This is a genomic window from Pseudohalocynthiibacter sp. F2068 (genome assembly GCF_023015645.1).
Taxonomy (GTDB): Bacteria; Pseudomonadota; Alphaproteobacteria; order Rhodobacterales; family Rhodobacteraceae; genus Pseudohalocynthiibacter; species Pseudohalocynthiibacter aestuariivivens.
In genome coordinates, this window is record NZ_JALKAK010000013.1 from 1 (window position 1) to 24,619 (window position 24,619).

Here is a 24,619-nt window from a genome sequence, read left to right on the forward strand (position 1 = left end):
CAACTCAACGAGCGACCTCGAAAGACCTTGCAATACCAAACGCCAGCAGAGAAATTTGAAGCATGTGTTGCGGCGATCAGTTGAAACCACACTGCTCAGCCGCCATTGCCGCTGAACCCGACGAATGTCTGCTTCCCCAATTTCGACTGTTGGCTTCGTCAGTAGTGAACACGAAAAAACGAAGTGAACACTAGGCGTTGGCTTGGACTGGTTTCCTATCCCGAGTGATGCTCGCAGGTAACATTCACATTAAATGGCTCGAGATCTCCGGCGGGGTTGTCCCTGAAAAGCCAAATATGCTGATCAAAATGCGGCATAAAACCATGCGCTTCGTCACCTTCTGTGTCCGGGTTGTCTGCCATATGGTCCCAATGGCGGCCATTGGTCATTGGCGGCCCATTATGACCCATTCCTCGCCACCCCGCTTCAAATACGAGGTTCTCAATTCCCAAAAGGGTCATTGAGCCGTCAGCCTGAGGCTCATAGAGCAAAATTGCTGGTTTCTCAAAATCTGTGTGTGTTCCTGTTCCATTTACGCGTGGATCATCACCCGTGATCTGTAAAATATCTGGACGAAGGTAGTGAATGCCCATTGCCCCCCATTCAGCAGGCAGGCCTTCAGCAGCAGCCGATACACAATGCCCGGAAGGATCTGGTATGAACCCCTCCTCGAGTGCCACATTTACATCTTTGTATTTTTCAGTGGCGGCTCGAAGAGCATTAAGGTCATAGCTGTCTGACAGCGCAGCGGTCGTTGTCAGAGAAAATATAATTACTAAACTTGTTGAATGAATAAGCTTCATGACTGTCCCCCAGAATGGCGGCCAAGCAGCTTGAGTGCCGCAAGCGGCCTAAGCTAAACAGCATATCACGAAATTTCGTTTACCGCATTTATTTGTTGCACAAAGGTGAAATGTAAAAGAAGCCGAAACTCTGAATACATTTAATGCGTCCTTTCACCAGTTTTCCCTTATTCAGTAATCAGTTTGCTGTGGAAAAATTTCACAAGGTAGCGCAATGCACTTTCTTTCCTCTTTCCTTGTTTTCAGGTAACTCGTACCAGGCTGCGCAATAAGGGCCAAACCCGTTTCGGCACAGTGCATTCTGAACGTGAAAGGATGCTCCTATGACTTCCATTGCTGCCTTTGCCGTTCTCTTTGCTAGTGCTTTTACCTCAGCAACACTCTTGCCAGGATCATCTGAAGCAATGCTTCTTACGCTTCTGGCAGGCGGCAGCGAAGAAGTAATGATGCTAATTCTCGTAGCGACAGCGGGGAATGTACTTGGTTCGTTGGTTAACTGGTTTCTTGGACGAACCTTTTCCATGTTCCGCGATCGAAAATGGTTCCCTGTCAAAGAAAAAGCCTATGAACGAGCAGAGATTTGGTATGATCGGTATGGGGTCTGGTCTTTGCTTCTTTCTTGGTTGCCTGTGATTGGAGACCCTATCACCGTCGTCGCGGGTGCGTTACGCGTCGATGTGCTTCGTTTTCTCCTCCTCGTCTCTATTAGCAAAGCTTCCCGTTACGCATTTATTGCAGGTGTGTTTCAAAAATGGAGTGGGGCTTGAACGCGCCAAACTTACGCTGACTGACATGTCGTGTGTCTCAAAGAAGGTAATTCATTTCCTCCCATTATTTCGGCGCAATGCGATCCACAAAACTGGAAGCCCTGTGATAGCGCCAAGCAACAGTGCACTCCAGGCGGCGCCCGAAAAATTAGTAGTGGTAATCTCGGCCCCAAAATGGGCAAGAAGAAAACTAGCAGGAATGATTCCAGCCAAAGTAGCAAAGGCAAAACGCCAAAATCGCAGGTAGCTAAGTCCTGCAGCGTAGCTGACCAGATCAAAGGAGATGAAAGGCAATAGGCGGCTCAAAAAAACAGTTAACATCAGTGTATTTTGTGATCCCAGTAGACCAATCTCAAGCCGTTCACCAAACCAGTGGTGTAGTGTTTCCCGCCCCAACACTCTCGCTAATCCAAATGCGATCAAAGCACCTGCCTCTGCGCCAGCGAGAACGTATAAGGTGCCCAGAAAGTGGCCATAGGCCGCTCCTGATGCAAGTGCAATAGGGGCGCTTGGTAGTGGGCTCATCACTACAGCGAACGTCATCAGAGCGATTACGAGCAATGGCCCCCAAATCCCGGCTCGCTGCACCATTTTTTTGATAGTTTCACTATCGAAATTGTTGCGAAACTCGACAAATGAAGGCACCTGCCAAACCACAAAAAATACCCCCACAAGAAGAAGGCAAAATGCGAGCAGCAAAATTCTACGCCAATTGATTGAACTGGGCATCTGGTTGACCTTGATTGCTGTGGCAGACAGGTAGCAGCTTAAACCCACAACCGCTTCCGGTTGGTGCAAATTAGAATATCCTAGCCGCGCCCGCAACACCCGCCCGCAGTCCATAAAGCCCGCTCACCAATGGTGGCGACCAATCAGGGTAACCGCCTTGAGAAAAATCGTTTTCGAAGAATTGACAAGGGCTTGTTGTAGTTGGCCTGGCTCCAAATTCGTTGCTCGCTTTAGGTTCCCCTATCATGAGAACACGTTCCCGCTCCCCCAAGAAAGCCAAAGTCGAACAAGCGTTCCCAATCCGCATTCGGGTGAAAGTGCCTGAAGACGGGTATAACTTGCAGACGGACTTCTACCTGATCAAACAGCACGCCGTCACCGTCTGCAACGACGGCTATGCCTTTCAACTGAGCCACAGTCTCGAAAGCAACAACGGGTTGAAAGGATGCTACGAAAACCAGAGCAGAAATCGAAGTCTGTTTTAGCATGATTGATACGCTCTTGGTTTCACTTTAAAGTTGTTCATGAATTGTTAATCTAAACTAATACTGGAATTTTGAAATGCGGGTCTTTGTTTAAATAAATACATTGGCAGTTATTGCCTTACTCTCATTACCAGCCTCCGTTGCACCCCTTCAACAAGGCGATGTACAAAAATCAAACAAACCACCGCGTGAAAGGGTCATGCAACTTGCACAATCTTATTCTTGCAGCCCAAAAAAGACTTGCTCCCGGACGATTAGAAGTTGTGAAGAAGCCTACTGGTTGTTCCGGAATTGCTCTTGGGGAGGCCGCTTGGATGGGGATAACGATGGGGTTCCTTGTGAAAATTTCTGCTGAATTTTACTAGATCCTCAGCTTTTCGGGTGTCTAGGTTCGTCTTTAGGCGAGTGGAAATGGACATGATATCTTCACACGGTCTATAAAAAAATTTGAAAGTAACATCATGAAAAAACTTAGTTTACTAGTTGCAATCGGAGCTTTGATAATTGTTCTTGGCGTTTTTTTTGAAGAGCCTGAGGTTGCAAAAGAGACTCCACCCGCAAATGCTGCGGTTCAGGATATCACGACTGGTTTTGAAATTTTCGTTGAAGCATCCCCGGCCTCTGCCTTCACCGCAGAACTTACAGTCAATACTAATATCCCCTTACCGATTGAGGTCATGGCAAGTCTTTCGATCAAGGATCAAAACCCAACTGACACATACATTGGTGTGTCAAAACGCGTAACTATTACGTCTCCCGTGCAAACCGTAATTCTCGACGGTGAAAGCGAAAACTTACCCGCTGGCGAATATTTAGCAGAAGTTACCTTCTATCCGAGGTGGGGTGCGGAAAATGGTCCCAGCGCTGCGAGGGAGATCAGAGAGGAAATTTTAGGAATCGCGGAAATTGAATTGACGGGTTCTGGCGAGAGTAAGGGCCAAGCCGACCAACGGAATGTGGCGCAGAAGTGGGTGATTGAAAACGTAGTGGTTGGAACACAATGGAATGAGAGCCAATTTGTGAAAGTTTTGGGAGAATACGCAAAGTCAGAGGCGGACCTGAACCTACACGATGCTTACTATTTCCCCCAAGCAGACATGACAATTATTGTGAGACGTTCGAATAGCACCGTCGCGATTTGGCGGATGGGGAAAGCTACTCGGTGATGCCATCTGCTAGATGCGATAACGATTCATGTGATGTCTGATGGAAGCTTGTGAGTGTTGTTCGAAAGCAGAATCGCTCACACTAGCCAAGATGCGAGCAACAGCAGCGCTGTAAGCTCTACCAAGAGCATCGGAACACCGAGACAGTACCTACGGTTCTGAGGGACAGTAAAATCAATCATGCGGCTGTGTAACTGCAATACAACCTAAGGATATATAGCTTATGTTGAAACAAAGCGTTTCCTGCTGATACAGGTTTCCCTATGAAAACTCGTTCCCGCTCCCCCAAGAAAGCCAAAAACGAAAGAGCGTTCCCAATCCGCATTCGGGTCAAAGTGCCCGAAGACGGACATGAGCAAGTTTCCTACAAAGTCTATGAAACAAAGGACGAGTTTTTGGCAGACTATCCGAACTGTTGTGCTTTTTCATATCGCGGTGCGGAAGGGTACTTACCAAGCCACGGGGGCCGATTCAGATTTGGGTACAAAGGAATTGTTTCAATCGATGCAGGTTTTCGGCGTATTCAGGGGGATGAGATAGTGGTTGAAGAGGTTCATGCTCCAGTTGATCTGCACATGAATAGTTCGGAGGAAGTTATTCCGAAACGTCCGGGCATCAAAATACGATCAAAAGATGACCCGACGTAACACATCAAGAAACTTCAAGCTAACATCTATGTGTCTCGTGTATCAAACACCATGAGGCCGGTAGAGGCCACCACCGTCGGAATGCTTTCCTGCGCTTGCGGTGCTTAGAATGTTCGCTGCCAGCTTTGCCATTCGTTTCATTCCCCACATATTCCCCAATTTTCGCGGAACTGCCAGGGGCATTGTGAAACACTATGAAACAGTCGGCGACCCCAAACACCTTATTTACATGCTTCTTCAAAAGGCTATTGGGGCAGGGTGGTATGATTTGGGACAATTACTTCGGTGCCTGATGGGATCACCATTTCGAAAAACACTTTGTCATAAGTTGGCTAAGTAGGACCGGTCGTGGTCGTTAAGAGCCTGAAAGCCGGTGTGCCACAAGATAGGAACAACACCCTATAACGGTAAGGATCGTCAAAATAATGAGCATTACATCATATCCACCGCGCTCCCAGATGAGAGAGCCCAGATAGGGCGCTGTTGCCGAGCCACCGAGGTAGGGCAGGGCAAGGGCACCTGATTTGGCACCAAAATTCCGCTGTCCGAGTATGTCCCTTGTAATCAGAGGACGCAGGATGCTGACGGTTCCATACGCTCCTGCGAAAAGTATGACAAAGGACGACAGGAAGGCGGGCGACGCACCACTGACCGCTAACAAAACAATCGACAATCCGATCAGCACAAAAGCCACGACAGCGATACCGTGGTGAGATGTGTATTTTTCAGAGGCCATCATCGCCAGCCTGCCAGCAACCTGCATCGGACCTATGAAGGAGGCGGCGAGCACAGCCATTTCGCCCGAAATGCCACGTTCATCAAGGATTGGGAGAAGGTGGTGCAAAGTGGCCCCGTGCACCAAAGCAATTGAGGCGAAACCGATCGCCAGAAACCAGAAGGTAGGCCTTTTCAAAAATCCGTCTTTCTTGCCCGTCTCATGTTCCTCATTTTTCGTGCTATCCATGCGGCCCTGCTCAAGGCCACGGGCCCCGCTCCAGAGCAGCGGCGTAACGAAAAGGATCACCATCAGCCCGAACATGACTGTCGCCGTGCGCCAGCCTAGCTGGCTTGCCAGTGTGTGCATCACCGGAAAGCTAATCGTGCTTGCAAACCCTGCGGCAAGCGTGATGAAGATTATCCCGCTTTTTGCCTTCTCTCCCCGCGTGCGGGTGATCAGGGCGAAGCAGGGTTCATAAAGGCACCCGGCCATCGTCATCCCGATAGCGGCCCAAACCAGATAGAATTGCCAAAGCTCTGTAACCATTGATAGAAAAAGCAATCCGATTCCGCCACAAAAAGCCGACCCTGCCATCATCAACGGCCCGCGCCCCTTGTCGATAATCCTGCCAGTTAAAGGAGAGAGCATGGCTGATATGAGAACCGCCAGAGTGATCGCGGCGGTGAGACTGGTTTTGGACCATCCTAGTTCCTGCTCCCATCTCAGCAGGGAGGCTGGGAAGATATAGTAAAGCCCCGCCCAGACCAGTGTCTGCCCCAAAGCAAGATGCAGTATGGCGCGATCTTTAGGCATAAGGCTCTCCTGCTTTAATAGCTGCATGCTAGGCTTAGATAGGGGAACAAGAAAATGAGAATTTTAAATGCAACGAACGAGCTTTCCCAATTCTTTCTTGGTTGAACGGTTGCACCGGAACAAATCAGAGACAAAAGAAATGGCATGCTTGCCCATCCATACAGCGCGTTTTAGTTTGAGTGGCGCAAATGTCAGGAGCGAATTTTATGGATTGGATTGATCGTTTTGCCGGGCTGTCCAAACTGCCCGCGCCAATCCGGGATTTGCTCGTCGAGAAAAGCATGATCGTCAAGGTGCCGAAAGACACCGTGATATTTGGCCCAGGAAAAGCCCCAGAAAACCTGCTTTTGCTGATTGAAGGAACTGTTCGCGTCAGCCAGACAACCGAAGGCGGGCGTGAAATCGTGCTTTACAGGGTGCACGCTGGCGAAAGCTGCGTTCTGACAACGGCTTGTCTGCTCGCCTACGAGGATTATTCGGCAGAAGGGATTGCCGAAACCGATGTTGTCGCCGCAGCGATTCCGCGTGATGTATTTGACAAGCTCGTTTCAGACTCGACTGACTTCCGGCAGTTTGTATTCTCTGCCTACTCAAGACGCATTACCGACCTGTTTTACGTTATCGAGGAAATCGCTTTTCGCCGGATAGATATTCGTCTGGCGCAAAAACTGCTGGAGCTTGGTCGTGACACCGGATCTTTGCACACCACACACCAGCAACTCGCAACAGAACTTGGCACCGCGCGCGAGGTGATTTCGCGCCAGTTGCAGGACTTTCAGCGCCGCGGTTGGGTCGTGCTCAGCCGCGCTGTGGTCACACTCACCGATACTGCAGCGCTCGAAAAATTAGCGCGTTCCGAATAAATACCACTGCTCTGTGACAAGATCACCGACCGACGAACGGTGGTGTTGTATAATAATGGGAGTAGAAAGAATCGGAGCAAGTAGGAGCAAGTAAATGTCTAAGAATGTTGGCGGTCTGGACCGCGGCCTGCGCGCCTTGATTGGCGTCGTGTTGCTGGGATTGGCCTTGTTTAGCAATATAACCTTGTTTGAAAGTGGCCTGATGAAGTGGGGGGCCATTATTGTTGGGTTGGTCATGCTCGCAACATCGGCAATGCGCGTCTGTCCGCTTTACTTGATCTTTGGTATTAAAACCTGCCGGTCTTCAAAATGATGACAGAGTTTACCCCTTGGGCCTCGCTGTTCGGCGGTTTTTTGATCGGCTTAGCGGCCGTTCTCCTGATGCTATTGCACGGTCGCGTTTTTGGCGCGACAGGCATTTTGTCGGGCGTGCTGTTTCCTTCCAATTCTGGCGACTGGCTTTGGCGCGCAGTGCTTGTTCTGGGCATGGTTTCAGGACCGGTCCTTTATTTGCTGCTGACAGGAAGTTTTCCAGCGGTTGAGGTGCCGGTTTCACTGCCAATGCTTCTGGTTGGCGGGTTTGTTGTTGGAATTGGTGTAACGTTGGGGTCTGGGTGCACGTCAGGCCATGGCGTATGTGGAATGGCACGTCTTTCGCTGCGCTCGATCGTAGCGACATGTACCTTCATGCTGACGACCTTTGTGACCGTCTTCGTAATACGACATTTTCTTGGAGCGGGATAAAATGCGTTTGATCACATATTACCTCGTTGGGCTGATCTTTGGATTGGGTATTTCCATTTCCGGGATGGGAAACCCCGCTAAGGTCGTGAACTTCTTTGACATCGCGGGAACTTGGGATCCCAGCCTTATTTTTGTGATGGGGGGCGCACTTGTTGTGACCTTTCTCGGATATCGGGTTGTGCTGGGCAAACCTAAGCCCGCTATGGCCAAAGAGTTTTTGTTGCCAAGCAAGCAAGAGATAGACCTGCCACTCGTTGGCGGTGCGATCATATTTGGCATTGGCTGGGGGATTGGCGGGTTTTGCCCGGGCGGTGCCCTGCCAGTGATCGGAACTGGTAAAATCGAAGTAGTGTATTTTATCGCGGCGCTGCTGGCCGGCATTTTTGTCGCCAGACAGTTTCAGGCGCGTTTGTTATGAGAGGAGAGAATTCAATGTCAGATTACCCGGTAAACATGGATGTTAAGCCAGAGGTGACGGCGTTTTTTGACCCGGACACGAATACAATCTCTTATGTGGTGAAGGACCCGTCCTCTGATGCTTGTGCCATCGTCGATTCAGTGATGGATATCGATTATGCGGCCGGTCGTATAACAACAGACAGCGCAGATAAAATCATCGATTTTGTCCAGAGCAATGGTATGAAGCTGATCTTGCAGATCGAGACCCATGTTCATGCAGATCACCTGTCTGCGGCACCTTATATTCAGGAAAAGCTGGGTGGTGATATCACCGTGGGTGACAAGATCACTGTGGTACAGGAAACTTTTGGTAAAGTTTTCAATGAAGGGACAGAGTTCCAGCGCGATGGCAGCCAGTTTGACCGGTTGTTTAAAGATGGTGACACATACAAGATCGGTTCGATGCAGGGGGTTGCCATTCACACTCCCGGCCACACGCCGGCTTGTATGGTGTATGTCATTGGCGACGTAGCCTTTGTAGGCGACACATTGTTTATGCCCGATGGCGGTTCTGCCCGCGCGGATTTCCCGGGTGGTGACGCTGGAGAGCTTTATGATTCAATTCAAAAAGTGCTCTCATTGCCGGATGACATGCGCTTGTTTATTTGCCACGATTATGGGCCTAACGGGCGCGAGATACGCTGGGAAACGACGGTGCGCGAAGAAAAGGCCACAAACATTCATGTGGGTGGCGGCACATCGCGCGAAGTGTTTGTGAAAATGCGTGAAGATCGCGATGCGACACTTGATATGCCGCGACTTATCATTCCCTCTTTACAGGTGAACATGCGGGCAGGGGACATGCCGCCAGCTGATGAGGACGGCAATACCTTCCTCAAAGTTCCTGTAAATAAGCTCTGAAAACTTGAGAATAGGTATTCGTAAAATTGTCGGCACGCTTTTGGTGCCGGCCCAAATCTGAACGTCTGATGTCGCGCAGCATGCAATAAATGGTTGCTGCGCGTTCATTTACAAATGCCCCGCTGGTCGATCGCCTGTGTCGCACTTGTTTTCTGGATGAACTTACATGCAATGTTTTATAGCCCCAGGCACAGGCGAAGCGAAAACTGATGGGCAAATTGAATCGGTCATCGCAGAGTGATCTTGGCAAATCTTCATGAAAGGCTTAGGGAACGGCAAAGAAGTTTCTGCCGGGTCCTGTAATGACTTACCCCGCCCACCGCCTGTCTATTGCCCCTATGATGGATTGGACAGACCGACATTGTCGCTACCTGCACCGGTTAATGAGCCGGCGTGCCTTGCTTTATACCGAAATGGTGACAGCGCCTGCTTTGGTGCGTGGCGGAGCGCGGCATTTACTGCGTTACAGCCCTGCGGAGCATCCTGTTGCTGTTCAATTGGGTGGTTCTGACCCGGCAGAGCTTGCCGACGCGACCGCAATTTGTTGCGAGGAAGGCTATGATGAGGTCAACCTCAACGTCGGGTGCCCATCTGACCGGGTGCAATCGGGATGTTTTGGCGCGGTTCTGATGGAGCGCCCGGCGCTTGTTGCTGACTGCGTTGCTGCAATGATCAAAGCCTCATCCGTCGAAGTAACGGTAAAATGCCGGATCGGGGTAGATAATCAGAACCCCGACAAGGTCCTGCCTGACTTTCTGGCACGCGTCAGGGATGCGGGTGCGCGTCGCGTGCAAATTCACGCACGCAAAGCCTGGCTCCAGGGGCTGAGCCCCAAGGAAAACCGGAACATACCGCCGCTTAACTATGCGCTTGTTTTTAAGATGAAAGACGCCTTTCAAGATCTTGATATATCAATAAATGGTGGTATTTCGAGCCTCGCTCAGGCAAAAGAAATGCTGGCGGCTGGATTGGATGGTGTGATGATTGGCCGGGCGACTTATCATACACCTTCTGACATTCTGCTTGACGTCGACCGCGAAATATTTGGTGAAATCACCCACAAATCTGCCCACCAGGTTGTGCGCGAAATGCGCCCCTATATCGACGCGCATATAGCCGAAGGTGGCAAGCTTATGTCGGTCAGTCGCCATATGCTTGGGCTGTTTGCCGGCCGGCCGGGCGCGCGTGGGTGGCGACGGATGCTTTCTGAAAACGGGCACCGTGCGGGCGCTGACTGGGGTTTGATCGAACAGGCACTGGACTGTGTTGAAGAATTCCCTGAGAGTGCCGCAACCACAGCCTAGGAGCCACCATGCCAGAGATGTCGATACTTTTGCAGATGGCGGGTCTATTGCTTGTCATTGGTGCATTCGCAGGCGTTATGGCCGGCCTTTTAGGGGTCGGCGGCGGCATCATTCTGGTGCCTGCATTTTTCTATACGTTCAGCGCACTTGGGTATCAAAGCTCTCAGCTGATGCAAATCTGTCTGGCAACCTCTTTGGCAACGATCATTGTGACATCGCTGAGATCGGTGGCCAGCCACAACAAAAAGGGCGCGGTTGACTGGGAGATTCTGCGCCGGTGGGCCCCGGGCATCGTCGTCGGGGCTGTTTTGGGCGTGATGGTCGCGGCTTCGTTAAGGTCGGTTGTTTTGCAGGGCATATTCGGTGTCCTGGGAATTATCGTCGGACTATACCTTGGATTTGGGCGTGAAAACTGGCGGTTAGGCGCGGCTATGCCGGGTGGTTTGACCCGGATTATCCTGTCCCCGATACTAGGGTTTCTTTCAGTTTTGATGGGAATCGGTGGCGGTTCATTCGGTGTTCCTTTGATGAGCCTTTACGCGCAGCCAATTCACCGCGCCGTTGCAACAGCTGCGGGCTTTGGCGTGATCATTGCGGTCCCTTCTGTTATTGGGTTTTTGCTAAGTGTTCCGGATGTTCGCCCTCCCTATACCATTGGTTCAGTTAATGCTCCTGCGTTTATACTTGTTATACTTATGACCATGATAACAGCGCCTTACGGGGTAAAGATCGCGCATAGCATGGATCCAAAACCACTGAAACGCGTGTTTTCATTTTTTCTGATATTGGTTGCGCTTAACATGCTGCGAAAGGCTGCCGGACTATGAATGCGCTGCTGGATAAGGGTTGGCAGAAATTTGCGAGCGATCCGGCGGTACTTGAGTGGCTTAAATCTGCAGTTCCAGTCGCATTGAAGGCACGGCGTGACCTTGCTTTTGTGCGGGACTGGCTGGATTGTGAAGGCACCTGGTTTGTTGGCGTTGATGCCCTGAACGCCGATGAACGCGGCGCGGTCGAAGGGTCCGGCCCACTAAAGGGAACAGTATTGGAGTTTCTACGCAGCTATCTTGGGGGCGCTTTATTGCCCTTTGATAAGGGGCAGGTTTCCATTGTTTATCCGGGGTATCCGCGTCCGCGCATGGGCGAAAGTGACGCTGGCTTTTGGTATCGACAAAACCGGGACGCCGCACATGTTGATGGGTTGAAGCCTGTTGGGAAAGCCCGGCGCCGCATGGTGAAAGAACCCCATGCCTTCGTGCTTGGGCTTCCGATGACCGCTTGCAATGATCGCACAGCTCCTCTGGTGATCTGGGAAGGCAGCCACAAGATCATGCAGCGTGTTTTCAGAACTGCGCTGAAGGCGCATCCTGTTGAAACTTGGATGGATGTCGATTTGACCAATGTGTATCAGACCGCCCGCCGCGAGGTTTTTGAAACCTGCCCGCGGGTGAAAGTTACCGCCCAACCGGGTGAGGCCTATCTTTTGCATCGCCACGCATTGCACGGTGTCAGCTCGTGGGAAGAGGGGGCAGAAGCCCCTGACGAGGGCCGGATGATCTGCTATTTCAGACCGGAATTCACAGGCGGCGTGAAAGAATGGCTGGATGCGCCGTAGTAAAACTCTTGCAAAGAGTTTTAAAAAAGTTTTGAAAACTTTTTGGGTGCTACCGGTTCAGCCGTGCCGCACGTCCGCCACGTCGTTTGGCGAGTTTTGGGGCGCGGCCAGACAATTCTGACATGATATCGCTGCGTGTTTCGGGGGTCATCCGCGACCAGTCCCGAATTTCATCCATTGTGCGGTAACAGCCCGTACAAATCCGCGCTTCAGGATGGACGACGCAGATTTTGATGCAGGGCGATTGCACCTCATCTCTTTTCCAAACATCGTCTTTCATCTTGTGGCGCCCTATTTCAAATGGCCGAGTCTGTCCAACACACCCTGCAGGATATACCCTGCCGCGACGTGATCTATGACCTCTGCGCGACGTTTTCGTGTCGTATCCGCCTCTAAAAGCGCTTTTTCGGCGGCCACAGTCGACAAACGCTCGTCCCAGAATCCGATTGGCAGATCTGTCAGACGACTTAGGTTTCGGGCAAAGGCGCGGGTTTTCTGGCAGCGCGGGCCCTCAGAGCCATCCATGTTTCGCGGCAGACCAAGCACGAGCCCGCCAAGCCTGCGCCCATCGGCAATTTCGAGCAGACGAGCGGCGTCGAGCGTGAATTTCTTACGACGAATGGTTTCAAGCGGGGTAGCAACCGCGCGGTAGCTGTCAGAGACCGCCACACCAATTGTTTTTTCACCAAAGTCGATCCCGGCGATCGCCTGCATCGATGGCAATGCGGCGGCGAATTCGGAAATATCGTCGTAGATCATTCAGCTATTCCAGCGTTTTTGGCGGCGGTACCGATTTCCGCAAGCGCCGCTGGGCTGTCTGCAAAGACCTCCTGTGCATCTACCCATATAGCCTGCGCACGATCCTGTTCACCTAAAACACCAAGGGCCGTAATCAGACGTGCCCATTCCGACTGTGTCCCGCCTTCAGAGGCGAGCCGCGCTGAAAGCCCTTCAACCATGTTGCGGATCATTGCCGTGCGTTCTTCAACGCTCATGTTTTGCGCTGCTTCAACATCTGCAGCACTTGGACCGATGGGTGCACTTTCCTTTGGCGGCAGGGTGTATTTCACCCCGGCAAGATAGGCGATATCTTCGATTTGAGCGCGAATAGCCGGAACCCAGGGGGCGTCCGGCGGGCTGCCGTCCAAAAGGCCACGCCAGAACTGAAAAGCAAGGTCAGGACGCCCGTTTTGAGCAAAAAGCAATCCTGAATAATAGCGCGCCGTTCCGTTTTCCCTGTCAATTTGCAGGCTGCGCATGAGTGCGTTTTCTGCTTCGGGGGAAACATACCCTCCAGCGGCCAGAACGAGGAAATCAGCATATTTTGCGTAGTCATCCGCGGTCGCGCTGTCGCCCTTCAGTTCCAGAACCCGGCCTTGCGCGCGGTAGGCGGCTTCGAAATTACCCATGATGGCTTCGTTCGAGGCGAGCAGGCGAAAGCCTTCAAGATCATTGGGGCGGCGTTCAAGCGCACTGCGCAACTGAACCATCAGTTCAACAAACTGTGGATCGCGCGGGATCGCTGTTGCGGGAACACTCGATTCTACTGTGGCCTGATCCGGTCGGCTGGCGCGGGCCTCTGCCGCATTTTCCAAGCGTGCCTGAAGTGGTAAATCGGGGTAACCTGCAGCACCCAGTTGATGGTACAATGCATATGAGCCACCCAGCAGAACCAGCGACACAAGCAAAGCAGTGAAGCGCGACATTTTTTCAGGGGCTTTGATGGCTGCGTCACGCCCTGCTGCGTCTTTATCAGCGCTCAGAATGCGGCGCGAGATTTCCAGCTTTGTTCTTTCTGCCTCATCATGGCGTACAACGCCGCGGGCAAGATCGCGTTCAAGCTCTTTTAGCTGATCACGATAGACCCGCATATCATGGGCTGCGGGGGCATCAACACTTTCGCGTCGCCGCAGAAGTGCTGTTAGCATCAATGCCAGCACCAGAATGCTCAGGCTTGCAGATGTGATCCAGAACCCCATTGGCCCCTCCGAATTTCCTGCAAGACATCTATATGCGAAGCCGAGGGATAAAAAGGGGCGATGGGTCGCAACTCGGTACAATTTAAGAGTTGGTTGAAGGGACGCGGCATGAGTTCTGCCTCAATTAGGGGCGCTATGTCGCATCTTTTATCATTTATGCCGCTGGGGGTGTCCTTAGCAGCCGAGTTCTGCCGCACAAGGAAGGATAGGCAGGTATGGGCCTGCTTTCCCCAATCTGGACGTGCCAATGAAACGCTATTCCGCCTTTGCAGTCGCCCGTGAAGCTGTTCGTTACCATCAAGGGTGGGAGCGCGCCTGGGCCTCTCCGCAGCCTAAAAAACGGTATGATGTTGTTATTGTCGGTGCCGGTGGGCACGGGCTTGCGACAGCATTCTACCTTGGTAAGAATTTTGGTATCACAAATGTCGCGATCATCGAAAAAGGCTGGCTGGGTGGCGGAAACACGGGCCGGAATACAACGATCATTCGCTCGAACTATCTGCAGGACCCCTCTGCCGCGATCTATGAAAAGGCGCGCAGCCTTTACGAGACCATGTCACAGGATCTGAACTACAACGTGATGTTCAGCCCGCGTGGTGTGATGATGTTGGCGCAAACCCAGTCAGAAATCCGCGGCTATGAACGCACAGCACATGCAAACGCCTATCAGGGCGTGAAGACAGAATTCATTGGCCCTCAGCGCGTGAAAGAACTGTGTCCGATCATAAACATCGATGGCCCCCGCTATCCGGTGCTTGGCGCACTGTGGCAGGCGCGTGGCGGCACAGCACGTCACGACGCCGTTGCATGGGGGTATGCACGCGCCTGTTCAGACATGGGTATGGACATCATCCAGAAATGCGAAGTTACGGGTGTTCGTCAGAACGCTGGTAAGGTGGTTGGCGTTGACACAACCAAAGGCGCGATTGACTGCGATAAACTGGCGATTGTTGTTGCCGGGCATTCCGGTGAGCTGGCGGGTATGGCTGGCTTCCGTCTGCCAATGGAATCTGTCGCGCTTCAGGCTTTGGTGTCTGAGCCGATCAAGCCTTGCATGGATGTGGTGGTCATGGCCAACACCGTGCACGGCTACATGTCCCAGTCTGACAAAGGCGAAATGGTGATTGGCGGCGGCACAGACGGGTTCAACAACTACACCCAACGTGGTTCGTTCCATCATATCGAGGAAACCGTGCGCGCATTGGTCGAAACCTTCCCGATGATTTCACGCCTCAAAATGCTGCGCCAGTGGGGTGGGATCGTGGATGTAACGGGTGACCGTTCACCGGTCATCACCAAGACACCGCTTGGCAACTGCTTCATGAATGGCGGCTGGGGAACCGGGGGCTTTAAGTCCATTCCGGGGTCTGGCTGGGCGATGGCGGAACTGGTTGCCAAAGGGGAACCCGGACCACTGGCTGCTGCCTTTGGTATGGACCGTTTCAAAGAGGGTCGGTTTATCGACGAAAGCGTTGCTGCGGGGGTGGCGCACTGATGCTACAATTGACTGGTATCTCCTCCGAATCCACCTTTGTTGATTTGTTCAGCGCGGTTAAGGCCAGCGTTGGGTTTATGAGCTTCGTGCTTTTGGTTCGCAATGCGTTGTTGTTGCGCGCGTTTTTCACGGCGAACAATCAGAACACATCCGAAAACCACCAGCCCCAAAGTCAAAATAGTTATAATCCAACCGATACTCATGCCATCAAGAATGGTCCAATTGGAGCGTTGATGCAATGTTGACTCTAGACTGCCCATATTGCGGCGTGGCCGCCGAAGAAACCGAACTCCACGGCGGGGGCGAGGCGCATCTGAAACGCTTTGGCCCAGCCTCTTCGGACGAAGATTTTGAAGGCTATTTGTTTATGCGTGAAAACCCCAAGGGGGTGAACTTTGAACGCTGGCGGCATGTGAATGGTTGCGGCAAGTGGTTTCATGCCGCGCGCTGCACCATGACGCTTGAGGTGTTCGGCACCTACAGCGCGCAAACGACAGAGCCACCAAAGGCACTGCTCGCGAAAATCAAAAAGAAACGCCCCCAATGGCCCGGATATGGAGCCGAAAAATGAGCACACGTCTGCCAAACGCTGGCCGCCTGCTGAACCGCAGCAAGGCCGTGGAATTCACCTTTAACGGCAAGCGCCTTAAGGGATTTGAGGGCGACACGCTGGGCGCTGCCCTGCTTGCCAATGATCAGATGATGGTTGGCCGGTCGTTTAAGTATCACCGCCCACGCGGGATTATCGCGAGCGGTGCAGAAGAGCCGAATGCGCTTGTGAACATGGGGCAGGATGGACGTTTCGAGCCAAACCAGCGCGTCACCACGACAGAGCTGTTTGATGGTCTGACGGCGACCAGCCAGAACCACTGGCCTAGTCTTGAGTTCGATGTGGGTGTTGCAAATAACTACGTCGCACGCTTTCTGCCAGCCGGGTTCTACTACAAAACCTTCATGGCGCCACGTGCCGCGTGGAAGCATGTGTTTGAGCCGATCATCCGCCAGTCAGCGGGTCTTGGTAAAGCACCAAAGGACCGCGACGCCGACCGGTACGAACATTTCTACGCCTATGTGGACGTAATGGTCATTGGTGGCGGTATCGCCGGTCTTCAGGCTGCGAAAGCAGCGGGTGACTCTGGCGCCAAGGTTCTGCTTGTTGAGCAAACCAGACACTGGGGTGGTCGTGCGCCGGTTGACGGGGCAAAGATTGACGGCAAGCCGGCGGATGAGTGGATCACAGAAACGCTTGCTGCACTCGCAGCGATGGACAATGTTTCTGTCCGCACGCGCACCATGGGTTCAGGTGTTTATGACCACGGCTACGTGCTGGCGTATGAACAGGTCGCAGACCATACTCCGGGCGACGGGCGTCCGCGTCACCGCCTGTGGCGGGTGCGCGCAAAGCAGATTGTTACGGCAACTGGTGCGATTGAGCGGCCATTGTCGTTTGCTGGAAACGACATTCCCGGCGTAATGCTGGCAGGTGCTGTACGCGACTATGCGGTTAACTGGGGCGTGTCGGTTGGCGACCGCTCGGTTGTTGTCACCAACAATGACGATGCATATAGAACAGCGATTACGCTGAAAGAAGCGGGGCTTGATATTCCTGTCATCATCGATGCCCGAGCCGAGGCTAACGGCGACTTGCCAAATCAGGCACGCGCACTTGGCATACGGATCGAGACTGGCAAAGCAATTGCCAAGGTCAAAGGCGGCAAACGCGTGACCGGTGTTGCGATTTGTCAGCAAGCAGGCGAAGGCGCGGTTCTGGAAGAAATCGCATGTGATTCGGTTGCCATGTCCGGCGGCTGGTCCCCTGTGGTGCACCTCTGGTCACACTGCGGTGGCAAGCTGATCTGGGATACCGAACAGGCCCATTTCCGCCCCGACGCGGACCGTGCGCCAACAGGTGCTGATGGCGCTGCCTTTGTCGTTCCCGCAGGGATCGCCAATGGCGCTATGGGAACGGCCGATGTTCTGGTGGATGCAGATAAGGCAGGTAAAGCAGCGGCCAAAGCTGCCGGCTTCACTGCGAAACGCACAGCAGCACCGAAAGCCGTGCAGGTTGACGAAGCTGCTCTTTCACCGGTCTGGATCATGCCACAGGGCGCTGGCCCCAAGGCACGGATGAAAATGTGGCTCGACTATCAGAACGACGTTAAGGTTTCCGACGTTCAGCTTGCCGCGCGCGAGGGGTACGAATCTGTTGAGCACACCAAGCGTTACACAACGCTTGGTATGGCGACGGATCAAGGTAAACTAAGCAATATCAACGGTCTGGCAATTCTGGCCGACAGCCTGAATGCTGATATTCCGCAAGTTGGAACCACGACCTTCCGCCCGCCTTACACGCCGATCTCGATGGGAGCGATTGCGGGTGAGGCGCGGGGCGAGATTTTCCAACCCCTGCGCAAAACCCCGATACACGGCTGGCACGAAAAAAACGGTGTTTATTGGGAACCTGTCGGTCACTGGCGGCGTCCTTACTGCTTTCAGCGGTCTGGTGAGAGCGTTGAGCAGGCTGTGCACCGTGAAGTGAAAAACACACGTGAAAACCTAGGTCTGCTTGATGCATCGACACTTGGCAAGCTGGTGGTCACGGGGCCGGACGCAGGCCGCTTCCTCGACATGATGTACACCAATATGATGTCGAACCTGAAAGTCGGCAAATGCCGCTATGGCTTGATGTGTTCAGAGAACGGTTTTCTGTCCGACGATGGTGTTGTCGCGCGCATCGACGAGGATACATGGCTTTGCCACACGACCTCTGGCGGGGCAGACCGCATTCACGCCTGGATGGAAGAATGGCTTCAGACCGAATGGTGGGACTGGAAAGTCTATGTCGCCAACCTGACCGAACAATTCGCGCAGATCGCAGTTGTTGGCCCCAACGCACGCAAGGTTCTTGAAAAACTGGGGGGTATGGACGTTAGCAAAGAGGCGCTGGCCTTCATGGAATGGAACGAAGGTAAGATCGGCGGGTTTGATGCGCGGGTTTACCGGATTTCGTTCTCAGGCGAATTGTCCTATGAAATTTCGGTGCCTGCCTCGCAGGGGCGGGCATTCTGGGATGCGCTGCATGAAGTCGGGGCCGAGTTTGGTGCGATGGCCTATGGCACGGAAGCGCTGCACATCATGCGGGCCGAGAAAGGCTTTATCATGATCGGTGACGAAACCGATGGCACGATCATTCCGCAGGATCTGGGTTTGAACTGGGCGCTTTCCAAGAAGAAAGAAGACTACCTTGGCAAACGTGCGCAACAGCGTAGTCACATGACCGACCCGAACCGCTGGAAACTGGTCGGGCTTGAAACGCTTGACGGGTCTGTGCTGCCAGATGGCGCCTACGCGATCGCGCCGGGCAACAACGATAACGCTCAGCGCAACATGGTTGGGCGGGTGACCTCGACCTATCATTCCCCAACGCTCAACCGTGGCATCGCCATGGGGTTGGTTCTGCATGGACCGGACCGGATGGGGGAAGTCATCGAATTCGGCAAAACCGATCAGACCATGGTGAAGGCGAAGATCGTTGATCCGGTTTTCTACGACAAAGACGGGGAGAAGCAAAATGTCTGAAGCAGTCAGCGCATTGAATAACGCAAGCTACGCGGGCTTTGTCGAGGTCACGGAAATGGGCCTTCAGGGCATGATCACGCTACGCGGTGATCTGTCTTCTGCCGCGATCAAAAAAGCTGTCAAAACTGCCGTAGGGGTGGGCGTTCCTGAACAGCGTAAGATGGCTATGGCCGACGGCAAGGGCGCTGGCTGGATGTCGCCGGACGAGCTTTTGCTACTCGTGCCGTACGCTCAGGTTGAAAAGACCGTTACTGGCCTGCAAAAAACGCTCGCCAAGGCACATTTCATGGCGGTCAATGTTTCGGACGCTCGGGTCATGTTTCGCCTGAAGGGTGCTGGTGCACGCGAAGTGCTGGCCAAGGTTGCCCCGGTTGATTTGTCATCTGATGCATTTGGAGAAGGTGACCTGCGCCGCAGCCGGATTGCACAGGTTGCGGCAGCCTTCTGGATGTCCGGCGAGGATGAATTTACACTGGTCGCCTTTCGGTCAGTCGCCGATTATGTCTTTGGCGTTCTCAAAATCGGGGCGCAGCCGGGGTCCGAGGTGGGTTACCTCTGAACGGTGCGCAGGTTTGTTGGAAATCTCTGGCTTGCCCCTTGACCTTTGGGGCAGCTAACCGCCATTTAGACGATGAGTTTCACACGCGAACAAAGGGGTCCAACAATGGCTTTCGAACTTCCTTCACTTCCTTATGCCCATGATGCGCTGGCTGACGCCGGTATGTCGAAAGAAACACTCGAATATCACCATGACCTGCACCACAAGGCTTATGTCGATAACGGCAACAAGCTGATCGATGGCACAGAGTGGGCGGACAAATCTCTCGAAGAGATCATCGTTGGTACCTATGACGCGTTGTCTGTTGCGCAGAACGGTATTTTCAACAACATCAGCCAGCTTTGGAACCACAACCAGTTCTGGGAAATGATGGGTCCGGGCAAATCAGCAATGCCGGGTGAGCTGCAATCACGTATCACGGACGCCTTTGGGTCCGTTGATGATTTCAAATCGCAGTTTAGCGCTGCAGGTGCAGGCCAGTTTGGTTCTGGCTGGGCCTGGCTCGTCGCTGACAAAGACGGCAGCCTGAAAGTGACCAAAACGGAAAACGGCGTGAACCCGCTGTGCTTTGGCCAGACAGCGCTGCTTGGCTGTGACGTTTGGGAACATTCCTACTACATCGATTTCCGCAACAAGCGCCCGGCTTATCTGACCAACTTCCTTGATAATCTGGTCAATTGGGAAAACGTGGCTGAGCGTCTTTCTAACGCCTGAATTTTGAAGAATTGAGATCCGGCCTGTGGCCCGGATCAAGACATATCTCAGCCCCGCAGCCAAGACTGCGGGGTTTCGTGTTTAGTGTGGGTATCGAGTGCCGTGACAGACAAGCTGTTCTTGCAGAGGTGCAGAGCGTTTTAAGAAGGAATTGTGGTTTTTAGCTCGGAGACAAGTGTTTCAACGCTGTTCACACTGCGCAGGTAGGTTGTAAGCGAAGGGTCCGCAAACCCCTCGACAATTACATGATCAAGCAAGGCAATGAGCGGATCCCAATAGCCGTCCAAGTTCAGCAGAAAGATCGGTTTTTGGTGCAGTCCAAGCTGACGCCATGTTAGAACTTCGAAAAATTCGTCCAATGAACCGGCGCCGCCTGGCAGTACGATTATTGCGTTTGAATTCATGTACATGATCTTTTTACGTTCATGCATGTTCTCGGTCACAATGAATTGTGACAGATCGCGTTTCCCGACCTCAAGCTGCATCAGGTGGACAGGGATTACGCCGAAAGTCTCGGCACCGCCCTTTTGCGTGGCATTTGCAACGGCGCCCATGAGCCCGACATCACCGGCACCATAGACGAGACGCCAGTTTTCCCTTGCAATTGATTCGCCAAGTTCGATTGCCGCGGTTTCGAATGCCGGGTTTTCACCTTTTCGGGAACCACAATAGACACAGACAGAAAACGGAAGCATAGCACAGGCCTATGAAAGGGGTTGTTTTGACCCGTGATACCTGCGTTGTTATGGTCGTACAAGCGCTGCTCTTTGGGGGGGCGGCGTTATCTTGGAGATTGGGGAATGGCAGACGGAAAACTTTCCGGTGTAAGTAAAGGAATGCTAGTTGGTGGCACCGTTGCCGCCGCTACGGCATTCCTGGGGCATTTTGGGTATAAGGCGTTGGAAGCTGCACGCGAACCCGTTGTGATAGCAGAAGGAAACAGAGAAACAGAACAAGTCGCGCTGGTGGCGCCCGAGGCTTCAGAGCCTTCGGAAAACAACGGTGCAACGGGTGCAGGTGAAGCAACTGACGATACGGCAGCGGTTGAAGAGGCTGAAATGACAGAAGAAGTTGTCAGCGAAATGCCGGTCGACGACACAGCGACCGAGGCTGATGTAACGCCCGAGCCGCCGACGTTTGATGTTGTGCGCGTTGATCCGGACGGTGCTGCGTTGATTGCCGGGCAATCCCCCGCTGGATCGTCTGTCGAAATTCTTGTTGATAGTAGCGTCGCGGCAGAAGCGGTTGCCGATGGGCAGGGAAAATTTGTCGCTTTGTTTGATATTGAACCAAGCGATCTTCCACAGGTTTTGACGTTGCGGGCAACTGATGCGAACGGTCAGACGATAGTGTCCGACGAGAATGTTATCTTAGCACCAAGACCTGCCCCTGTTGTTGTCGCAGAAGCCCCGGCAGAAGAGGCAGTGACACAGGAAGAAACACTGCCTGAAGATGAAGCTGCAGCGGAGGCAGATGCAACAGGTGTTGATGTGGCAATGGCTGACTCGACGCAGACAGAAAATGAAGTCGATGAGACAGCGTCCGCAAGCGAAGGCGCGACGATAGCAACTGAGGAAAACGCGCCAGATCCGGCGCTAGAGGTTGAAGAGATCTCAGAGCCGGTTGCTGAAGTTGCAGAAGCGGCAACCGAAACAACAACAGTAGAAACTGAATCTGCCGATCCAGAACCAGTAGCTCCAGCCGTTTTGCTGGCTGATGCAACCGGTGTGCGCGTCTTACAACCTGCAATTCCAAAACCCGACGTTTTGCAAGATGTTATAATTGACGCCATTTCTTACGGCGCTGCAGGAGAAGTCTCTGTTAGCGGCAGGGGTGAGGAAAACAGCTTTATCAGGATTTATCTGAACAACGCGCCGGTTGGAGCGACAGAAATACAAGATAACGGTAACTGGTCGGTCGAACTGTCTGGAATCGAACCTGGCGTCTATGCAATGCGCATTGATCAGCTGAACGAAGCAGGGGCGGTGACATCACGGGTGGAAACTCCTTTCAAACGCGAAGCTGCAGAGGTCTTAGCTGCTGCGCGCGACGAAGCCGCAGCGGCTGCAGAAGCTGAAACAGTCGCTGAAACAGTAGCTGAGACGGAGACGGAATCTGCGTCAGAAACAGTGACTGCGACAGCGGCACCGGCAAGCCGTGTTCAAGTAAGTGTAGTAACCGTGCAGCCCGGCTTCACACTTTGGGGGATTGCCAAGGAAAACTACGGCGACGGGTTGCTTTATGTTCGGGTTTACGAGGCGAACAAAGATCGTATTCGTGACCCTGATCTGATCTATCCCGGCCAGATTTTCACTGTACCGAATTGAGATTGCGACCAAAACAATTCCGCATGTAAGCTGCAGCGACACTGCTTGTTAATATGTGTTAATCCACTGGCAATCCCGGACGAGGGTGACTACTTTCTGCGTTCAGGCAGGCGGAGACCGCAGAATGCGCAGATTAACCCATACGGATGCAAACCTAAGCGATACTGCCCGTGTCAGTGGGTTGCGCACGATTAAAAAGGTTGTGCCCTACCTGTGGCCAGCCGATCAGAGCTGGGTAAAGTTTCGGGTCTTCGCAGCAATGTTTATGTTGCTGCTGGCGAAGGTTGTCGCGGTGGGAACCCCATTTCTTTACAAAGCGGCAGTTGATGTGTTGGCCGGGGATGGTACGGACGCCCCCTGGATGCTGGGTGTCGGTGCCGTCGGTCTGACGGTGGCTTACGGGGGTGCCCGTCTGGTTACTGTGGGTTTCCAACAGCTTCGCGATGTAATTTTCGCAAAGGTCGGACAACGCGCGCTCCGCTCGCTTGCGCTAGAGACATTCCGCCATATGCACCGTCTTTCGTTGCGGTATCATATCGGGCGTAAAACCGGTGGCCTGTCCCGCATTATCGAACGTGGTGTGAAGGGCGTTGATTTTCTGCTGCGCTTCCTTTTGTTCAGCATCGGCCCGCTTGTGCTGGAACTTTTGATGATTTCAGCAATTTTGTTTTTTGTGTTTGATGTCTGGTACCTGGCAGTCGTTGTTGTTACGATTTCGCTTTATATCTGGTTCACATTTTCAGTCACTGAATGGCGCGTCAAAATTCGAAAAGAAATGAATGATCAGGACACTGATGCCAATCAAAAAGCGATCGACAGCCTGCTGAACTTTGAAACGGTGAAATACTTTGGCTCTGAAGAGAGAGAGGCCACGCGCTATGACGCCTCAATGAAAGGCTATGAGGCTGCGGCGCTCAAAACATCTTATTCGCTTGGGTTTTTGAACTTTGGCCAGTCCTTGCTGATCACCTCCGGATTGGTGGGGGTGATGGTCATGGCGGCGATTGGTGTTCAGTCAGGTGATTTGACGGTTGGCGACTTTGTTATGGTCAACGCCTATATGGTTCAGATCACCATGCCGCTCAATTTTCTGGGTACCGTGTACCGCGAAATTCGTCAGGCGCTGGTTGATATGGGGGAAATGTTTGACCTTTTGGAACAACCCGCAGAGATCGAAGACAAACCCAATGCCAAAGCCCTTTCGGTTACGAATGGGGAAGTCAGCTTTGACAATGTGGTCTTTGGGTACGAGCCGTCACGCCCAATTCTGAAAGGCGTCAGCCTAAAGGTCAAAGCCGGGCAAACACTGGCAATCGTGGGTCCTTCAGGATCAGGGAAGTCAACCATCGGGCGTTTGTTGTTTCGGTTCTATGATGTGATTGACGGCGCGCTACGCATAGACGGTCAGGATGTGCGCGATGTCAAAAGCCAGAGCGTTCATGCCCAAATCGGCGTCGTTCCGCAGGATACCGTTCTGTTCAACGATACAATTTACTACAACATTGCCTACGGCCAGCCAGATGCGAGCCGGGAAGAAGTCGAAGACGCGGCCAGGGCAGCCAAAATCCATGATTTCGTCAAAAGCCTTCCCGATGGGTATCAAACCACTGTGGGAGAACGTGGCCTAAAACTTTCCGGTGGCGAAAAGCAACGTGTTGGTATCGCCCGGACGCTGCTGAAAAACCCGCCGATCCTGTTGCTGGATGAAGCGACAAGCGCCCTTGATAGCGAGACAGAACGCAATATTCAGGATTCCCTGCATGAAATGGCTGAGGGGCGCACGGTGATCACGATTGCCCACCGCCTGTCCACCATCGCAGACGCAGACCAGATTGTGGTTCTGGAAAATGGGGTAATTGTCGAACAGGGCCGCCATGAAGAGCTATTGGAACGTGGTGGGCGTTATTCGCAGATGTGGCACCGCCAACAGCAGGGCGAAGACGACGTTATCGCTGTTGCCTGATCGCCCGGAGGGCGTGGCGATACGAAATG

26 protein-coding genes are annotated in these 24,619 nt (G+C 52.9%); 19 read left to right on the forward strand and 7 right to left on the reverse strand.

All coding sequences use genetic code 11. The annotated features are described in order from the left end of the window. Nucleotides 1–215: 215 nt before the first annotated feature. Complete coding sequence (locus tag MWU63_RS14660; protein WP_246531870.1) at nucleotides 216–803, reverse strand: hypothetical protein; 588 nt, start codon at nucleotides 801–803, stop codon at nucleotides 216–218. A 323-nt stretch (nucleotides 804–1,126) separates the two neighbouring features. Here MWU63_RS14660 and MWU63_RS14665 point away from each other — a divergent pair, with 323 nt between their 5' ends. Continuing rightward, nucleotides 1,127–1,570: a YqaA family protein gene (locus MWU63_RS14665; protein WP_213891349.1), complete on the forward strand. Its 444-nt coding sequence runs from the start codon at nucleotides 1,127–1,129 to the stop codon at nucleotides 1,568–1,570. Nucleotides 1,571–1,621: 51 nt separating this feature from the next. On the opposite strand, the gene MWU63_RS14670 is transcribed toward MWU63_RS14665, so the two are convergent. Continuing rightward, nucleotides 1,622–2,299 (reverse strand): TVP38/TMEM64 family protein, encoded by a 678-nt coding sequence (locus MWU63_RS14670; RefSeq protein ID WP_213891351.1) that lies wholly within the window; start codon nucleotides 2,297–2,299, stop codon nucleotides 1,622–1,624. A gap of 245 nt (nucleotides 2,300–2,544) precedes the next feature. Between MWU63_RS14670 and MWU63_RS14675 the strand changes: the two genes are divergently transcribed. From MWU63_RS14675 to MWU63_RS14685, 3 genes are all read left to right on the forward strand, one after another. Beyond that, nucleotides 2,545–2,784 carry a hypothetical protein gene (locus tag MWU63_RS14675; protein WP_213891353.1) on the forward strand — a complete coding sequence of 80 codons (240 nt, stop codon included), beginning with the start codon at nucleotides 2,545–2,547 and terminating at the stop codon, nucleotides 2,782–2,784. A 461-nt stretch (nucleotides 2,785–3,245) separates the two neighbouring features. Then, nucleotides 3,246–3,950, forward strand: coding sequence for a hypothetical protein (locus MWU63_RS14680; RefSeq protein WP_247078524.1), 705 nt, complete (start codon nucleotides 3,246–3,248; stop codon nucleotides 3,948–3,950). A gap of 263 nt (nucleotides 3,951–4,213) precedes the next feature. After that, entirely contained in the window at nucleotides 4,214–4,597 is a 384-nt protein-coding gene (locus MWU63_RS14685; RefSeq protein WP_213891357.1) for a hypothetical protein, read from the forward strand. Nucleotides 4,598–4,952: 355 nt separating this feature from the next. Here the strand turns inward: MWU63_RS14685 and MWU63_RS14690 are convergent, their stop codons facing one another. Continuing rightward, nucleotides 4,953–6,128 carry an MFS transporter gene (locus MWU63_RS14690; RefSeq protein ID WP_213891359.1) on the reverse strand — a complete coding sequence of 392 codons (1,176 nt, stop codon included), beginning with the start codon at nucleotides 6,126–6,128 and terminating at the stop codon, nucleotides 4,953–4,955. A 206-nt stretch (nucleotides 6,129–6,334) separates the two neighbouring features. On the opposite strand from MWU63_RS14690, the gene MWU63_RS14695 reads away from it, so the two are divergent. The 8 genes from MWU63_RS14695 (at nucleotide 6,335) to MWU63_RS14730 (ending at nucleotide 11,974) form a co-directional block, all read left to right on the forward strand. After that, a complete protein-coding gene (locus MWU63_RS14695) occupies nucleotides 6,335–6,991 on the forward strand; it encodes a Crp/Fnr family transcriptional regulator (RefSeq protein WP_213891361.1) in 657 nt (218 codons plus the stop codon). A gap of 94 nt (nucleotides 6,992–7,085) precedes the next feature. Further along, the gene (locus MWU63_RS14700; RefSeq protein WP_213891363.1) at nucleotides 7,086–7,304 is read left to right on the forward strand and encodes a DUF2892 domain-containing protein; all 219 of its coding nucleotides are present in this window, start codon (nucleotides 7,086–7,088) and stop codon (nucleotides 7,302–7,304) included. After that, nucleotides 7,301–7,735, forward strand: a complete 435-nt coding sequence (locus MWU63_RS14705) for a YeeE/YedE thiosulfate transporter family protein (protein ID WP_213891364.1) — start codon at nucleotides 7,301–7,303, stop codon at nucleotides 7,733–7,735. The genes MWU63_RS14700 and MWU63_RS14705 overlap by 4 nt, the downstream gene beginning before the upstream one ends. Before the next feature lies 1 nt (nucleotide 7,736). Next, nucleotides 7,737–8,153, forward strand: a complete 417-nt coding sequence (locus MWU63_RS14710) for a DUF6691 family protein (protein ID WP_247078526.1) — start codon at nucleotides 7,737–7,739, stop codon at nucleotides 8,151–8,153. A gap of 14 nt (nucleotides 8,154–8,167) precedes the next feature. Then, nucleotides 8,168–9,055 carry an MBL fold metallo-hydrolase gene (locus MWU63_RS14715; RefSeq protein ID WP_213891368.1) on the forward strand — a complete coding sequence of 296 codons (888 nt, stop codon included), beginning with the start codon at nucleotides 8,168–8,170 and terminating at the stop codon, nucleotides 9,053–9,055. Between the two features lie 302 nt (nucleotides 9,056–9,357). After that, nucleotides 9,358–10,359 (forward strand): tRNA dihydrouridine(20/20a) synthase DusA, encoded by a 1,002-nt coding sequence (gene dusA, locus MWU63_RS14720; protein WP_247078528.1) that lies wholly within the window; start codon nucleotides 9,358–9,360, stop codon nucleotides 10,357–10,359. An 8-nt stretch (nucleotides 10,360–10,367) separates the two neighbouring features. Next, nucleotides 10,368–11,186: a sulfite exporter TauE/SafE family protein gene (locus tag MWU63_RS14725; RefSeq protein WP_213890757.1), complete on the forward strand. Its 819-nt coding sequence runs from the start codon at nucleotides 10,368–10,370 to the stop codon at nucleotides 11,184–11,186. Continuing rightward, nucleotides 11,183–11,974, forward strand: a complete 792-nt coding sequence (locus tag MWU63_RS14730) for a hypothetical protein (RefSeq protein ID WP_213890758.1) — start codon at nucleotides 11,183–11,185, stop codon at nucleotides 11,972–11,974. The genes MWU63_RS14725 and MWU63_RS14730 overlap by 4 nt, the downstream gene beginning before the upstream one ends. Before the next feature lie 49 nt (nucleotides 11,975–12,023). Here the strand turns inward: MWU63_RS14730 and MWU63_RS14735 are convergent, their stop codons facing one another. From MWU63_RS14735 to ccmI, 3 genes are read right to left on the reverse strand one after another with little or no spacing between them, the layout of a single operon-like run. Beyond that, the gene (locus MWU63_RS14735; RefSeq protein WP_213890759.1) at nucleotides 12,024–12,254 is read right to left on the reverse strand and encodes a DUF1289 domain-containing protein; all 231 of its coding nucleotides are present in this window, start codon (nucleotides 12,252–12,254) and stop codon (nucleotides 12,024–12,026) included. Between the two features lie 11 nt (nucleotides 12,255–12,265). Next, nucleotides 12,266–12,733, reverse strand: coding sequence for a Holliday junction resolvase RuvX (gene ruvX / locus MWU63_RS14740; protein WP_213890760.1), 468 nt, complete (start codon nucleotides 12,731–12,733; stop codon nucleotides 12,266–12,268). Continuing rightward, nucleotides 12,730–13,953, reverse strand: a complete 1,224-nt coding sequence (gene ccmI, locus MWU63_RS14745; protein WP_213890761.1) for a c-type cytochrome biogenesis protein CcmI — start codon at nucleotides 13,951–13,953, stop codon at nucleotides 12,730–12,732. The genes ruvX and ccmI overlap by 4 nt, the downstream gene beginning before the upstream one ends. Before the next feature lie 247 nt (nucleotides 13,954–14,200). Here ccmI and MWU63_RS14750 point away from each other — a divergent pair, with 247 nt between their 5' ends. The 5 genes from MWU63_RS14750 to MWU63_RS14770 all read left to right on the forward strand — a co-directional run bounded on the left by MWU63_RS14750 (nucleotide 14,201) and on the right by MWU63_RS14770 (nucleotide 20,300). Further along, the gene (locus tag MWU63_RS14750) at nucleotides 14,201–15,448 is read left to right on the forward strand and encodes a sarcosine oxidase subunit beta family protein (protein WP_213890762.1); all 1,248 of its coding nucleotides are present in this window, start codon (nucleotides 14,201–14,203) and stop codon (nucleotides 15,446–15,448) included. Between the two features lie 238 nt (nucleotides 15,449–15,686). Continuing rightward, the gene (locus MWU63_RS14755) at nucleotides 15,687–16,019 is read left to right on the forward strand and encodes a sarcosine oxidase subunit delta (protein WP_213890763.1); all 333 of its coding nucleotides are present in this window, start codon (nucleotides 15,687–15,689) and stop codon (nucleotides 16,017–16,019) included. Further along, a complete protein-coding gene (locus MWU63_RS14760; protein WP_247078530.1) occupies nucleotides 16,016–19,027 on the forward strand; it encodes a sarcosine oxidase subunit alpha family protein in 3,012 nt (1,003 codons plus the stop codon). Before MWU63_RS14755 ends, MWU63_RS14760 begins: the two co-directional genes overlap by 4 nt. Next, nucleotides 19,020–19,586, forward strand: coding sequence for a sarcosine oxidase subunit gamma family protein (locus MWU63_RS14765; protein ID WP_213890765.1), 567 nt, complete (start codon nucleotides 19,020–19,022; stop codon nucleotides 19,584–19,586). The genes MWU63_RS14760 and MWU63_RS14765 overlap by 8 nt, the downstream gene beginning before the upstream one ends. 105 nt (nucleotides 19,587–19,691) lie before the next feature. After that, nucleotides 19,692–20,300, forward strand: a complete 609-nt coding sequence (locus MWU63_RS14770; RefSeq protein ID WP_213890766.1) for a superoxide dismutase — start codon at nucleotides 19,692–19,694, stop codon at nucleotides 20,298–20,300. Between the two features lie 140 nt (nucleotides 20,301–20,440). On the opposite strand, the gene MWU63_RS14775 is transcribed toward MWU63_RS14770, so the two are convergent. Beyond that, nucleotides 20,441–20,995, reverse strand: a complete 555-nt coding sequence (locus tag MWU63_RS14775) for a TIGR00730 family Rossman fold protein (protein WP_213890767.1) — start codon at nucleotides 20,993–20,995, stop codon at nucleotides 20,441–20,443. Nucleotides 20,996–21,100: 105 nt separating this feature from the next. Between MWU63_RS14775 and MWU63_RS14780 the strand changes: the two genes are divergently transcribed. Beyond that, entirely contained in the window at nucleotides 21,101–22,627 is a 1,527-nt protein-coding gene (locus tag MWU63_RS14780) for a LysM peptidoglycan-binding domain-containing protein (RefSeq protein WP_213890768.1), read from the forward strand. Nucleotides 22,628–22,751: 124 nt separating this feature from the next. After that, nucleotides 22,752–24,590, forward strand: coding sequence for an ABC transporter ATP-binding protein/permease (locus MWU63_RS14785; RefSeq protein ID WP_213890769.1), 1,839 nt, complete (start codon nucleotides 22,752–22,754; stop codon nucleotides 24,588–24,590). The last annotated feature ends 29 nt before the right edge of the window (nucleotides 24,591–24,619 follow it).